Here is a 14,156-nt window from a genome sequence, read left to right on the forward strand (position 1 = left end):
TTCCATGGGAGGAACCCCTCCCGCATGCTGTGCATACGTCAAATCCCTGGAGTTCCACCATGACTTATGATGCAGAGAGTATCAAGGTATTAGAGGGTCTGGAAGCCGTCCGGAAACGGCCGGGCATGTACATCGGTGATACGGGAAACTACGGACTGCACCATATTGCCTACGAGGTGATCGACAACAGCGTGGATGAAGCCATGGGGGGCTTCTGTACGGAGATACAGGTTACCATCCACATGGACAACAGCCTTACGGTTGTCGACGATGGGCGGGGAATTCCCGTGAATCAGCATCCGACGGAAAAGATCCCCGCCGCCGAAGTGGTGATGACCAAACTCCATGCAGGCGGGAAATTCGATAGTGCTTCCTACAAGGTGTCCGGCGGACTTCACGGGGTCGGGGTCTCCGTTACAAACGCCTTGTCGGAATGGCTGGAGCTGGAAATCCGACGAGACGGTGCCGTCTATCAACAACGCTACGAAGTAGGCGTCCCTGCCGGGACGCTCAGGAAGATCGGCAAAACCCGGAAGCGGGGGACGAAGATTACCTTTCGGCCGTCCCGGGAGATCTTCGAGGTGACGGAGTTCAGTTTCGACATTCTCGCCAAGCGGCTCCGGGAACTCTCCTTTCTGAACAAGGGACTCAAAATTTCCCTGACCGATGAACGAAGCGGAGAGGAGAAGCTCTTTCATTACAAGGGGGGGATCGCCTCTTTTGTGGAGCATCTTAACCGGAACAAAACGCCGCTCCACAAGAAACCGATCTACCTCGAGCTGGAACGGGAGGGAGTCTCTATTGAAATCGCCATGCAGTACAACGACAGTTATTCGGAAAACCTATATTCCTTTGCAAACAATATCAATACCATCGACGGCGGCACCCATCTGATCGGGTTCAAATCCGCCCTGACCCGGACCCTGAATGCCTATGCCGCGCAGAACAACCTTCTGAAAAAGGTCAAAAAGAGTTTAAGCGGCGATGATGTCCGGGAAGGTCTGACGGCGGTTATCAGCGTGAAGGTACCCGATCCACAGTTTGAGGGACAGACGAAGACAAAGTTGGGCAACAGCAATGTCAAGGGGATCGTGGAAGCGGCCGTCAACGAATCGCTGGGGACCTTCTGCGAAGAAAACCCCTCCGTGGCGAAAAAAATCATCATGAAGTCCGTCAATGCACTCATGGCCCGGGATGCCGCCCGCAAGGCCCGCGACCTGACGCGGCGGAAGGGCCTTCTGGAGGTGGGCACCCTGCCGGGGAAGCTGGCCGACTGTTCGGAGCGGGACCCCGCCCGGAGTGAGATTTTTATCGTCGAGGGAGACTCGGCCGGGGGGTCGGCCAAGATGGGACGGGACCGGCGTACCCAGGCGATTCTGCCTCTCAAGGGAAAGATCCTCAATGTGGAAAAAGCCCGTTACGATAAGATGCTCTCCTCCCAGGAGATCAAGACCCTGATCACCGCTCTCGGAACGGGGATTGGAAAGGACGATTTTGATATCACCAAGGCCCGCTACGGCAAGATTATCATCATGACGGATGCCGATGTGGACGGGGCCCATATCTCCACCCTCCTGATGACCTTTTTTTACCGGCAGATGCTTCCTCTCATTGAAAAAGGATATCTCTTTCTGGCCCAACCGCCTCTCTACAAGGTCAAACGGGGGAAGTCGGAAAAATATATCCCCGATGAGGCGGCCATGGAAGACTATCTTTTAAATGCCGGGATCAATGGTCTGAAAATGAACAAGGAAGACGGATCCAGGACCTTTACCAGCCAGAAAGGGGTGGAGATTCTCAAGACCCTCATCCGCTATGAAAAAATCCTGGAACGATTCGAAAAGAAACGGATCAGTGCCAACCTGTTGCGGGCCATGGTACTCGAAGGGGGGGTAAACGAAGAGACGCTGAAGAACAGGAAGACCCTGGAGGCCGGCATGAAACGGGTAAAAAAGTACCTGAAGATCTTTTTCCCGGAACTTTCCAGCGCGGATTTTACGGTAGAGACTGATGAGGAGTACGGCTGTTACAAGGTTCTCTTCAGGATCCGGCAGAACAGCGGACTCCGGGAGGGGGAGATCGGGCAGGAGCTGCTCGAGTCGCCGGAATACAAGGAATTGCTCCAGCTCAATCCCCGAGCACAGGGACTCGGCATGCCGCCCTACCGGGTACAGGATAACGGGGAGAGTGCCGAGTTTACCACCTCCCGGAAACTGGTCAACTTCATTCTTGACCGCGGCAAAAAGGGACTAACCATACAGCGTTACAAGGGGTTGGGGGAGATGAATCCGGAACAGCTTTGGGAGACGACGATGAGTGTGGAAAAGCGGCGCCTCCTGCAGGTGAAGATCGAAGATGCTGTGGAGGCGGACGAGATCTTTACCGTACTTATGGGCGACCAGGTGGAACCCCGGCGGGCCTTTATTCTGGACAATGCACTGAAGGTCAAGAACCTCGACATCTAAGCGAAGGAGAAGCATGGAACAGAAAGGTATCGTCCTTCCCGTCAATATCGAAGAGACCATGAAACGGTCCTATCTTGATTATTCGATGAGCGTCATCGTCGGCCGGGCCCTCCCCGATGTGCGGGATGGTCTCAAACCGGTCCACCGGCGGATCCTCTATGCCATGTTCCGGGAAGGGCTCCTTTCCAATAAAAAATATTCCAAATCGGCCGGAGTGGTCGGGGAGGTGCTGAAGAAGTTTCATCCCCATGGTGATTCCGCTGTCTATGACAGTCTGGTCCGGATGGCCCAGGAGTGGAATCTCCGCTATCCGCTGATCGACGGACAGGGAAATTTCGGGTCCGTCGATGGGGATTCGGCCGCCGCCTACCGTTATACGGAGGCACGTCTGACGAAGATTGCCGAGGAGATGCTGGCCGACATTGACAAGGAAACCATTAATTACACGCCGAATTTTGACGGCTCCGTCGACGAACCTTCCGTCCTGCCGACCCGTATTCCCAACCTCCTGATCAACGGATCGGCGGGAATTGCCGTGGGGATGGCCACCAACATTCCGCCCCACAATCTCGGGGAAATCATTGCGGGTCTGATGTTGCTGATCGATAAACCGGATGCTTCCCTGGAGGAGATCCTCGCCGTTATCCCGGGGCCGGATTTTCCCACGGGCGGGTTCATCCTCGGCTGGGAGGGGATTCGTCAAGCCTACACCACGGGACGGGGAAAAGTGCTTCTGCAGGCCCGGACCCTTGTGGAAAAAGGGGCGCGCAAGGGGGCAAAAGACGCTATCATCGTGACGGAGATTCCCTACAGCGTGAACAAGTCGAGGCTTTTGGAAGAAATTGCACGGCTGGTGCAGAGCAGGAAGATTGAAGGGATTACCGACCTGCGGGATGAATCGGACCGGGAGGGGATCCGGATCGTCATGGAACTGCGCAAAAACGAGATCGCCGAGGTTGTTTTGAACCAGCTCTTTAAACACACCTCGCTTCGCACGACCTTCGGGATCATCCTGCTTTCTCTGATCCACAATGAACCGAAGATCCTGGGGATTCGAGAGATCCTGCGTCATTTTCTCGACCATCGCAAAGAGGTTGTCACCCGCCGGAGTCTTTTCGATCTCAGGAAGGCCGAGGCCCGCGCGCACCTCCTCGAAGGATTCAAGATCGCCCTGGACAACCTGGATGCCGTGATCAAGCTGATCAAGGGCTCCCGGGATCCCGAGACGGCCCGGACGGGCCTGATGAAAAAATTCAAGTTGACGGTGGAACAGGCCCGGGCGATCCTCGAGATGCGTCTTCAGCGCCTGACCGGCCTTGAGCGGGACAAGATTCTTTCCGACCTGAAAGAGACCCGTACCCTGATCAAAAAACTGAAGTTTATCCTGGAACATGAGGATGAAATCCTGAAGATAATCCAAAGGGAATTAGCAGAAATCCGGGATCGATACAACGATCCGAGACGCAGTGAAATCATTGCCCGGTCGGCCGAGCTTCGGGTGGAAGATCTGATCGCGGAAGAGGAGATGGTGATTACCATCTCCCACTCCGGTTATATCAAGCGGAATGCCGTCAGTCTTTACCGCGCGCAACAACGGGGCGGCCGGGGCGTCACCGGTATGGGGACCAAGGATGAGGATTTTGTGGAGCGCCTTTTTGTGGCGCAAACCCATGATTTTATCCTCTTTTTCACCAACATGGGGAAGGTCTACTGGTTAAAGGTACACGAGATTCCCCAGGCGGGTCGGGCCGCCCGGGGGAAGGCAATCGTCAACCTGCTGCAGATCTCATCCGCAGAGACCATTACCGCCACCCTGCCGGTAAGGGAATTTGATGAAAGCAAATACATCATCATGGCTACCCGCCGGGGGATCGTTAAAAAGACCTCTCTCGCGGCTTACAGTCATCCCAGGACGACCGGGATCATGGCTCTCTCCCTCGATGCCGGTGACCAGTTGATTCGGGTCGGCATTACCAACGGGGATCATGACATCCTCCTGGGGACCCGTGACGGGATGGCCATCCGATTCCATGAAACCGAAGTACGCCCCATGGGGCGGGTTTCCCGCGGGGTCAAAGGGATCTCCATGCGGAAAGAGGATGAAGTGATGGGCATGGAGGTGGTCAATCCAGGCGAAACCCTGCTCACGGTCACGGAGAACGGATTCGGAAAACGTACGAAGATCTCCGAATATCCCGTCCAGGGACGCGGCGGCAAAGGGGTGATCACCATCAAAACCACGGAACGCAACGGCGAAGTGATCAACGTCCGGCAGGTCTCCGACGAAGACGACCTGATGATCATCACCCGCAAAGGGCAGATCATCCGGATGAAGATCGCCGGAGTCTCGGTGATCGGACGGAATACCCAGGGTGTCAAATTGATCGGTATTGAAGCAGGAGACAAAGTCACCGGTGTGGCCACCCTTGCAGAAAAGGAAAGTGAAGAGGAATGATCGCCCGGGAATCCTCCGGTGTCTGTTCATACTCCTTCTTTTGAGTCTTGCCGCCTGCCGGAATGATCCGTCGGAGCAACTGCTCCTCAAGGCCGGAGATGCCTTGCGGGAAGGGCGGGTGGAAGAAGCACTCTCCGACTACACTCAGGCGGTCTCACGTGATCCCCATACGGAAACTGCACAGGAAGCGAATTACCGGATCGGAGAGATCTACCGTCTTTTTAAGAACCAGCCGGAAGAGGCGATCGGATTTTTCCGGAAAGCCGCCGACGACGGAAGACTCTCCCGGTATGGAGAAAAGGCGCAAAAGAACATTGCGGAGATTTATCAGCAGGAATTCAAGGATTACAAAAAGGCCATTCCGGAATTACAGCGCCTCATCGACCGTTTCCCCGCCTCACAGTCGGCCGCAGAGGCGCAGTACCGAATCGGCCAGAGTTATATGGCGCTGAAACAGTATGATCAGGCCCGCATTGAATATTCCCGGCTGCTTGACCGCTACGGCAGCAGCGAATATCGGGATGACGGTGCCTACCGGATCGGCGTTGCCTATGAGCGGGAAGGTGATTTCAAAGCCGCCCGGCGGGCATATGAAAGTTTTCTCACCCACTATCCGGACAGTCCCCTCGTGCCGAATGTACGCCTTGGACTGGCCAATATTCTGGAGGAATTAGGGGAAATTGACGGGGCACTGAAACAGCTTACCTTACTGGAAAAGAACTATCCCAACCAGGAAGTGATCCTGAGAAAGCTTGATGCATTGCTGAAAAAGAAGAATACCGGTAAGACCGTGGGTTTTTCCGAAAAGAAATGATCTTCATCCCCTCTCGGGGGAAACCGTTTGACTTCCTCCGGACGGAATGATAATTTATCCGCTCCATTTTTACGGAGGAGAGGGCGCTTTTCACGTGATTTCCTCTTCCGGCAAGTTCGCCGGAGGCGGAACGGGCGGATTTCCGGAAGACAGACCGTGGATTTTGGACTATGTTTGATGCAAAATTTGTACGAAACAACATCCAGGTCTTGGAGCGGATGACCGTCGAGAGAGGCGATCCGGTTTCTCTCGATGAGTTTGTACAGCTCGATGCCGAGAACCGGCATTTACGGACCCATCTGGAGGAGGCACAGCACAAGATCAACATTGTCTCCAAAAAGATCGGCCGGCTCAAGCGGGAAGGAAAGGATGCAGGGTCACTCCAGGAAGAGATGAAAGAGGTCTCCTCTCGGATCAAGGAGTTCAAACAGAAAAAAGCGGAGGTTGATGAGTCGATCCGTTCCATTCTGTTGCAGATCCCGAACATTCCCCACGAGTCCGTTCCCGACGGCAAGGGCGAGGAGGACAATGTCGAGGTCCGGCGCTGGGGGCATGCTCCGGAGTTTGATTTTGTGCCGCAGGCCCATTGGGACATCGGTGAAAAACTCGATATTCTCGATTTTGCCCGCGGAGTCAAGCTGGCCGGTGCACGTTTCACTTTGTATAAAGGGATGGGCGCCCGTCTGGAGAGGGCGCTGATCAACTTTATGCTCGATATCCAGACCGGGGAGAAGGGCTACCGGGAAATTCTGCCCCCCCTTTTGGTGAACCGGACGACCATGACCGGTACGGGTCAACTTCCGAAATTTGAGGAAGATCTTTTTCGGGTTCCCAAGGATGAGAAGGAAGACTATTATCTGATCCCCACGGCCGAAGTGCCGGTCACCAATATCCACAGAGAGGAGATTCTTGAGGGTGAGCAGCTCCCTCTTTACTATACGGCCTTTACCCCCTGTTTTCGAAAGGAAGCCGGTTCTTACGGGAAAGACACCCGGGGGCTGATCCGCCAGCATCAATTCAACAAAGTGGAGCTGGTAAAGATCGTGGAACCGGAGACTTCCTATCCGGAATTAGAGGGGCTCCTGAAGGATGCCGAAGAGATTCTGCAACGTCTCAATCTCCACTATCGTGTGGTCACTCTTTGTAAGAGAGATCTCGGGTTTTCGGCGGCGAAGACCTATGACATCGAGGTCTGGTTGCCGGCACAGAACACTTTCCGGGAAATCTCCTCTTGCAGTAATTTCGAGGATTTTCAGGCCCGGCGGGCTTCGATCCGCTACCGTCCGGAACCAAAAGCGAAACCGGAACTGGTCCACACGATCAACGGCTCCGGATTGGCCGTCGGGCGGACCCTGGTCGCGATCTTGGAGAACTATCAGCAGGCCGACGGCAGCGTGATCATCCCCGAGGTCCTGCGCCCCTACTTGGGGGGTGTCGAGAAGATAGAGAAAAGAGCAGTTACCGGATCCGGATAGAGGTCTTTCGGGAGGAGTGGCCGAGTGGTTGAAGGCGGCGGTCTTGAAAACCGTTGTGCGAAAGCACCGTGGGTTCGAATCCTACCTCCTCCGCCAGGTTTTTGCGAAGCAAAAACCTATGGCAATTCGCGATGCGAATTGCAGAACAACAAAAATAAGAAGAGGTAGGATGAGAAACCGGGTTCGACCCCAAGATACCTTCAGAGGAGCCGCCGAAGGCGGCAAGGATAAGATCTTAAGCGGGACGCGCTGCGTCCTGAAGCGGAGCGGAAGGGCGGAAAGCGCAATCCTACCTCCTCCGCCATTTTGTCGCTTCGCGACAAAATAATCAATTTGCAAAGCAAATTGTAATATAATTTTACTTCGTAAAATTATCAGGAGAGATGGCCGAGTCGGCTGAAGGCGCTCGCCTGCTAAGCGAGTGTAGGGCTTAACACCCTACCGAGGGTTCGAATCCCTCTCTCTCCGCCATGTTTTCGTTGCACGAAAACACCAAGTAGTTTGCTTTGCAAATTGCGATAGCCATAAAGAGAGAGGGTGAGAAGCCTCGCTGGTTCGATCCCAAGATACCTTAATGTGATGGCCGTCGAAGACGGCAAGGATAGATCTAAAGCGGGACGCGCGACACCCCGTAGCGAAGCGTAGGGGTGGAAAGCGCAATCCCTCTCTCTCCGCCATATTTTCGTTGTACGAAAACATCGAGCAATTCGCTAAGCGGATTGTGATCACTATAATGATAGAAAGAGAAAGAGACGAAAACCCGAGGAGAGGTGACCGAGAGGCCGAAGGTGCACGACTGGAAATCGTGTGTAGTGAAAGCTACCGGGGGTTCGAATCCCCCCCTCTCCGCCATGTTGAAAAGTTTGGCGGATCATTGGGAGATTACATCGAACCGGATCGTGGTACGGGGGGGAATGAGAAGCCCCGTTGGGGTTCGACCCCAAGACACATCCAGAGGAGCCGCCGTAGGCGGCAAGGATAGATCTAAAGCGGGGCACGCGACGCCCCGGAGCGAAGCGGAGGGGTGGAAAGCGTGAATCCCCCCCTCTCCGCCATGTTGAAAAGTTTGGCGGATCATTGGGAGATTACATCGAACCGGATCGTGGTGCGGGGGGGAATGAGAAGCCCCGTTGGGGTTCGACCCCAAGATACCGGTTGAAATTTTTTGAAAAAATTTTAGCGCCCATAGCTCAGTTGGATAGAGCGTTGGACTACGAATCCAAAGGTCGCAGGTTCGAATCCTGCTGGGCGCACCATCATTTCAGTCTGCTGAAAAATGTCTACGAATGCTACTCAGCTTCTTCCGGTTAAGATCGAGAAGATCCGTCCGCAGAGTCTATCCCCGGACCACTATTTTATGTGCCGGGCATTAGAGGAGGCGGTCCTGGCCTTGGAGCACCGGGAGGTGCCGATCGGGGCGGTTGCCGTATCGGAGGGAGTCATCGTCGGGCGGGGCTATAACCGGAAGGAGACGGACCGGGATGCCACGGCCCATGCCGAGATCCTGGCCCTGCGGGAGGCTTCGGAGACCCTCGGTCGATGGAGGCTGACCGATGTGACCCTCTATGTGACGCTGGAGCCCTGCGTCATGTGCGCCGGCGCCATGGTGCAGGCCCGCCTCGGACGACTTGTCTTCGGTGCTTATGACCGCAAAGGTGGCGCCTGTGGATCGGAGTTCCATATCACACAGGATTTCCGGCTCAACCACCAAGTGGAAACCCGGGGGGGCGTGATGACGGAGGAAGCGGAACGGCTTCTCTGCACTTTCTTCGCCCGTCTCCGGTAGCCCGGTTGCAGGGTTTGCTTTGGCTTTGATTTTGTCTCTTTTGTTTGGTATTTTTTCGGGCTCACGCAATTTGCTCCGCAAATTGCTATATGATTTTACGAAGTAAAATTATCAGGAGAGATGGCCGAGCTGGTCGAAGGCGCCTGACTCGAAATCAGGTGTGGGGCAACTCACCGGGGGTTCGAATCCCTCTCTCTCCGCCATGTTTTCGTTGCACGAAAACATAAAACATTTTGCGTCCCCTCTTCGGGCGAAGAACTTCGGGTCCTGCGCAACAGAAAGGTGTGAACCGGGTCAGGCCGTGATTGGAGCAGCCCTAAGCATTCTCTTTTGTGTGCCGCAGGGAAGCCTGAAGTTTCTTCGCTCGAAGAGGGGTTGTAAAGGGAAGGACGATACGGATTATGTCATACCGGGTATTGGCACGAAAATACCGTCCCCAGACCTTTGAGGAGATCATCGGCCAGGGGCATATTACACGGACCCTCCAGAATGCCATCGAGGCCGACCGGATTGCCCAGGGATTTCTCTTTTCCGGTATGCGGGGGGTCGGAAAGACCACGCTGGCCCGGGTCTTTGCAAAGGCGCTGAACTGCAAGTCCGGGCCGACCCGAACTCCCTGCAATGCCTGTGATCACTGCCGGGAGATCACCGATGGAAACTCGGTGGATGTGATCGAGATCGACGGTGCTTCCAATACCGGTGTCGATGATGTGCGTGAACTTCGTGAAAACGTACTGTATGCTCCGGCACGAACCCGTTACAAGGTCTATATTATTGATGAAGTACACATGCTATCGAGAAGCGCCTTCAATGCCTTGCTGAAGACTTTGGAGGAACCACCGTCCCATGTAATCTTCATCTTTGCCACGACGGAACCCCACAAGGTTCCGATTACCATTCAGTCACGCTGCCAGTGTTTCAGTTTTCGAAAAATTCCCCTGCAGGATGTGGCGGCGCAGTTACTCCATCTTGCGGCATCGGAAGATCTTGAACTGGACCCGGTTGCCGCACAACTGATTGCCCGTGCCTCCGAGGGGAGCATGCGGGATGCGCAGAGCCTAATGGACCAGGTCGTCTCCTTCTGCGGGACAACCATCACTTCTGCCGAGACACAGAAGGTGTTGGGACTGATCGACCGGCAGGTGCTGGATGCGTGTACCCGGGCCCTGGTAAAACAGGATGCCGCCGGGGCCCTCGCCTTGGTGGAGGAGTTAAGCAGCGGGGGACAGGATCTGACGGAGTTCTGCAAGGCGCTGCAATTGCATCTGCGGAACCTGCTGATGATCCGGATTCTGGAGAGCCCGGAAAAGATTACGAGCCTGCCCGCGGAGGAGATCGCCCGTTTAAAAGAACCGGCGGAGGCCCTGGATGAAGGCCGTCTGATCGCTTTTGTTGAACACCTGAATCGGACGGAGGAGGCGCTTCGGCGGGCGACGACACCGAGGTTTCTGCTGGAAGTTGCCCTGGTGAAGATGACCCGGATGCAGCCGTTACGGGAATTTCGGGAGATTGCCGACCAACTGCAGGGACTCGAACGACGTCTTGCCGCCGGACACTCCCCGGCGGAAGGCTCGATTCCGCCTGTGGCGGTCCGGAAGGATGCTGCGATGCAGGTCCCGGACGGAGGCGCTGCCGCCGGGAGCGTAGCAGATCGCTCGGAAATGGATTGGGAGACGATGGTCCGGCATGCACAAAAGACTTCTCCTCCCGTCGGGTCGATCCTCGAACATGCTTTTTTGAAGAGCGTCGCGGGTGATCGGATCGAGATCGGTTTTGCGAAAAAGGTTCATCTCGATATGGCACGGAGAAAGATCAAACAGATCCGGGAAATCCTGCAGGGATCTTTTCATTATGAACCGGCTGTGGAGCTGGTCCTGCATGAGCAACCCGGTTCGACACCGCTGACCCTGCAGGCGAAAAAAAAGGAAGCGGCCCGTGTGAGGAAGGAGCAGCTCACGCAGGAAAGTCTGCAGCACCGTGTTGTCCGGGAGGCTGTGAAAGTCTTCCATGGCCGGATTACGGAAGTCCGTGAATTCTCCTGAGATCCTTCGAGGATGTTCGATTGTTGAGGTACGCTGATGTCCAAAAATATGCTCGGTGATCTGATGCGTCAGGCCCGACAGATGCAGGAGAAGATGAAAGACCTTCAGCGGGAGGCCGGAAGCCGGGTGGTCGAGGCCTCATCCGGCGGCGGGATGGTAACGGTACGGATGAACGGCCGTCAGGAACTTCTTTCCCTGCAGGTTGAACAGGATCTGCTCGACAGCGAGGATTCGGAGATGTTACAGGATCTGATCGTGGCCGCCGTCAATGAAGGGATCCGGAAATCCAGGGAAGTGATGGAAGAGGAAATGAAGAAGTTGACCGGAGGGCTGAATTTCAATATCCCCGGACTTTTCTGATCCCGCATGCGGCGGGGTTGTCGGCGCGAATGAGGAGAATACGGGACGGTGGTAGCCTCTTCCCTGACCAGGCTGATCGAAGAGCTGAAACGGCTTCCGGGGATCGGAACCAAGACGGCGCAACGGCTTGCCTTCTTCCTGATGAAGATGCCGAAGGATCGGGCCCTGGGGCTGGCCCGGGCGATTGAAGAGGTCAAGGAGAAGATTCGTTTCTGCCGTCGATGCGGAAATCTTGGGGAAGGGGAGCTTTGTACTGTTTGCCGGGACTCCCGACGGGACGCAACCCTTATCTGTGTGGTTCAGGAGGCGATGGATGTTATGGCTATCGACCGGACGGGAGAATACCGGGGTCTCTTTCACGTTCTCCACGGTGCCCTGTCGCCGATGGACAATATCGGCCCCGATGAGTTAAACCTGAGTTCGTTGATGAAGCGGCTGCATGAGCCGGATGTGCGGGAAGTCATTCTGGCGACAAACCCGACCATTGAAGGAGAGGCGACGGCCCTCTACCTGGCCCGGCTGATTCATGCGAAAACGAGGATCAAAGTCAGCCGGATTGCCCACGGCATTCCCATGGGGGGCCATCTGGAGTATGCCGATGAGGTCACCCTCTCGAAGGCGCTGGAGGGGAGACGGGAAATTCAATAACGGAAGAGTGGAACGAGCCGCCCTTCCCGATACATCAAAGAAGGAGAATTCTTATGTCGATCACCGAAGTTCGATGGCACGCACGGGCCGGTCAGGGAGCCGTTACCGCGGCAAAGATCCTGGCGGAGGCAACGATGGCACAGGGAGAATATGTGCAGGCCTTTCCGGAATATGGACCGGAGCGGATGGGGGCCCCCCTTCGGGCCTACAACCGGATCAGCGATGCCCCCCTGACCATGCACTGTCAGGTGACCAATCCCAATGTGGTCATCGTCGTCGACAGCTCGCTGCTGGAGACGCAGGACGTGACCGACGGCACACCGGAGGATGCCGTTTTCCTCGTCAACACGACCCACTCCCCCGCGGAGGTTGCCGAAAAACTGGGACGCCCCGTCGACCGAGTCTTTACGGTGGATGCCACGCAGATCTCCATCGACTGCCTCGGGCGGCCGATTCCCAATACGCCCCTGTTGGGTGCCCTTTCCAGGGCGACGGGGCTGGTCAAACTTGACGTCCTGTTGACGGACCTGGCGGTGAACCTGAAGAAAAAATTCCCCGAAAAAATCGTGCAGGGCAATACGGCTTCGGTGGAACGAGCCTACAAGGAGGTAAAAGGAATATGAGCGGACTCAAAAACTGGAAGGAACTGACTCCCGGCGCCGTCATTGAAGAGGCGGGGAATGCCGCAAAGTATGAGACCGGCGGCTGGAGGACCTACCGGCCGGTCCTCGATGAAAAGAAGTGCATTCACTGCCTGAACTGCTGGATCTCCTGTCCCGATACGGCGATTATCGTCCGGGACGAGAAGATGACCGGCTTCGACTATGATCACTGCAAAGGGTGCGGCGTCTGTGCCGATGTCTGTCCGAAAAAGGTGCAGGCGATCTCGATGGAACAGGAAGGAAAATAGAGGGAGATATCATGGGACAACGAGTAGCAATGACAGGAAACATCGCCATGGCCAACGCCATGCGCCAGATCAACCCGGATGTGTGTGCCGCCTATCCGATCACACCCTCCACCGAGATCATGCAGCAGTTTTCAAGTTTTGTGGCGGACGGATTGGTAAAGACGGTCCTGGTGCCCGCCGAGAGTGAGCACAGCGCCATGAGCGCCTGTATCGGCGCCGCCGCCGCCGGCGGCCGGGTGATGACGGCCACCTCTTCCCAGGGACTGGCCCTCATGTGGGAGATGCTCTTCATCGCGGCGGGGAACCGGCTTCCCATCGTACTGGCCATGGCCAACCGGGCCTTGTCCGCCCCGATCAATATTCACGGCGATACCTCCGATGCCATGGGGGCACGGGACTCCGGCTGGATCCAGATCTTCTCGGAAAATGGTCAGGAAGCCTATGATAATCTGATCCAGGCCGTGCGCATCGCCGAGCATCTTGATATACGTCTCCCCGTCATGGTTGGGATGGACGGTTTCATCATCAGCCACTCCATCGAGAGCATGGAGTTGTTAGACGATGAAAAGGTACGGGATTTCGTGGGAGAATATACCCCGAGTCGGCCTCTTCTTGACATTCAACATCCCCGGACCTACGGTCCCCTCGATCTGCAGGATTATTACATCGAACACAAACGGCAGGAATACGAGGCAATGAAAAATGCCAAGTCGGTGATCCTGGAAGTGGCGAAGGATTTTTCGAACCGCTTCGGCCGGGAGTACGGCCTCTTTGAGGCGTACCATCTTGATGATGCCGAGGTCGCCATCGTGGTCTTGAACTCCGCGGCCGGGACCGTCAAGACGGTTATTGAAGAACTGCGGGCCGACGGGGTGAAGGCGGGTCTGTTGAAACCCAGGGTCTTTCGCCCCTTCCCGGCGGAGGAGATCGCCGCCGCCCTCTCCGGTGTCAAGGCGGTCTGTGTAATGGACCGGGCCGACGGGGTCAATGCCGTCGGCGGACCCCTTTTCCCGGAATTCCGTTCCGCCCTGTATGATGCAACTCCCCGTCCGATGATCATCAACAAGGTTTTCGGGCTCGGCGGGCGCGACCTCGGTCTGCACCATGTACGTGAGGTCTTCGCCGAATTAGGGAAGATTGCCGAAACCGGAAAGATTGAAACCCTGGCCGAATACATTACTGTTCGAAACTGAACCGCAAG

11 protein-coding genes and 5 tRNA genes are annotated in these 14,156 nt (G+C 55.8%); all 16 read left to right on the plus strand.

What is annotated here, in order from left to right:
- Positions 1 to 59: 59 nt before the first annotated feature.
- Positions 60 to 2,465 carry a DNA topoisomerase (ATP-hydrolyzing) subunit B gene (gyrB, locus tag GXP58_00440; GenBank protein ID NOY52074.1) on the plus strand — a complete coding sequence of 802 codons (2,406 nt, stop codon included), beginning with the start codon at positions 60 to 62 and terminating at the stop codon, positions 2,463 to 2,465.
- A gap of 13 nt (positions 2,466 to 2,478) precedes the next feature.
- Complete coding sequence (gene gyrA / locus GXP58_00445) at positions 2,479 to 4,920, plus strand: DNA gyrase subunit A (GenBank protein NOY52075.1); 2,442 nt, start codon at positions 2,479 to 2,481, stop codon at positions 4,918 to 4,920.
- A complete protein-coding gene (locus GXP58_00450) occupies positions 4,907 to 5,734 on the plus strand; it encodes a tetratricopeptide repeat protein (GenBank protein ID NOY52076.1) in 828 nt (275 codons plus the stop codon). Before gyrA ends, GXP58_00450 begins: the two co-directional genes overlap by 14 nt.
- Positions 5,735 to 5,904: 170 nt before the next feature.
- Positions 5,905 to 7,209, plus strand: coding sequence for a serine--tRNA ligase (serS, locus tag GXP58_00455; protein ID NOY52077.1), 1,305 nt, complete (start codon positions 5,905 to 5,907; stop codon positions 7,207 to 7,209).
- Positions 7,210 to 7,219: 10 nt separating this feature from the next.
- A tRNA-Ser gene (locus GXP58_00460) sits at positions 7,220 to 7,305 on the plus strand.
- 281 nt (positions 7,306 to 7,586) lie between these two features.
- Positions 7,587 to 7,680, plus strand: a tRNA-Ser gene (locus GXP58_00465).
- A 293-nt stretch (positions 7,681 to 7,973) separates the two neighbouring features.
- Positions 7,974 to 8,061 (plus strand) — tRNA-Ser (locus tag GXP58_00470).
- Positions 8,062 to 8,388: 327 nt separating this feature from the next.
- A tRNA-Arg gene (locus GXP58_00475) sits at positions 8,389 to 8,465 on the plus strand.
- Positions 8,466 to 8,566: 101 nt separating this feature from the next.
- Positions 8,567 to 8,995, plus strand: coding sequence for a nucleoside deaminase (locus tag GXP58_00480; GenBank protein NOY52078.1), 429 nt, complete (start codon positions 8,567 to 8,569; stop codon positions 8,993 to 8,995).
- A gap of 114 nt (positions 8,996 to 9,109) precedes the next feature.
- Positions 9,110 to 9,198 (plus strand) — tRNA-Ser (locus GXP58_00485).
- Positions 9,199 to 9,396: 198 nt separating this feature from the next.
- Entirely contained in the window at positions 9,397 to 11,037 is a 1,641-nt protein-coding gene (gene dnaX / locus GXP58_00490) for a DNA polymerase III subunit gamma/tau (protein NOY52079.1), read from the plus strand.
- 36 nt (positions 11,038 to 11,073) lie between these two features.
- Positions 11,074 to 11,397: a YbaB/EbfC family nucleoid-associated protein gene (locus GXP58_00495; GenBank protein NOY52080.1), complete on the plus strand. Its 324-nt coding sequence runs from the start codon at positions 11,074 to 11,076 to the stop codon at positions 11,395 to 11,397.
- Positions 11,398 to 11,445: 48 nt separating this feature from the next.
- Positions 11,446 to 12,045, plus strand: a complete 600-nt coding sequence (recR, locus tag GXP58_00500) for a recombination protein RecR (GenBank protein NOY52081.1) — start codon at positions 11,446 to 11,448, stop codon at positions 12,043 to 12,045.
- 47 nt (positions 12,046 to 12,092) lie between these two features.
- Complete coding sequence (locus GXP58_00505; GenBank protein ID NOY52082.1) at positions 12,093 to 12,668, plus strand: pyruvate synthase; 576 nt, start codon at positions 12,093 to 12,095, stop codon at positions 12,666 to 12,668.
- Entirely contained in the window at positions 12,665 to 12,955 is a 291-nt protein-coding gene (locus tag GXP58_00510) for a 4Fe-4S dicluster domain-containing protein (protein ID NOY52083.1), read from the plus strand. The genes GXP58_00505 and GXP58_00510 overlap by 4 nt, the downstream gene beginning before the upstream one ends.
- 11 nt (positions 12,956 to 12,966) lie before the next feature.
- Positions 12,967 to 14,148 (plus strand): pyruvate ferredoxin oxidoreductase, encoded by a 1,182-nt coding sequence (porA, locus tag GXP58_00515; protein ID NOY52084.1) that lies wholly within the window; start codon positions 12,967 to 12,969, stop codon positions 14,146 to 14,148.
- Positions 14,149 to 14,156: the final 8 nt, after the last annotated feature.

It is taken from the genome of Deltaproteobacteria bacterium (assembly GCA_013151235.1).
GTDB lineage: Bacteria > CG2-30-53-67 > CG2-30-53-67 > CG2-30-53-67 > CG2-30-53-67 > JAADIO01.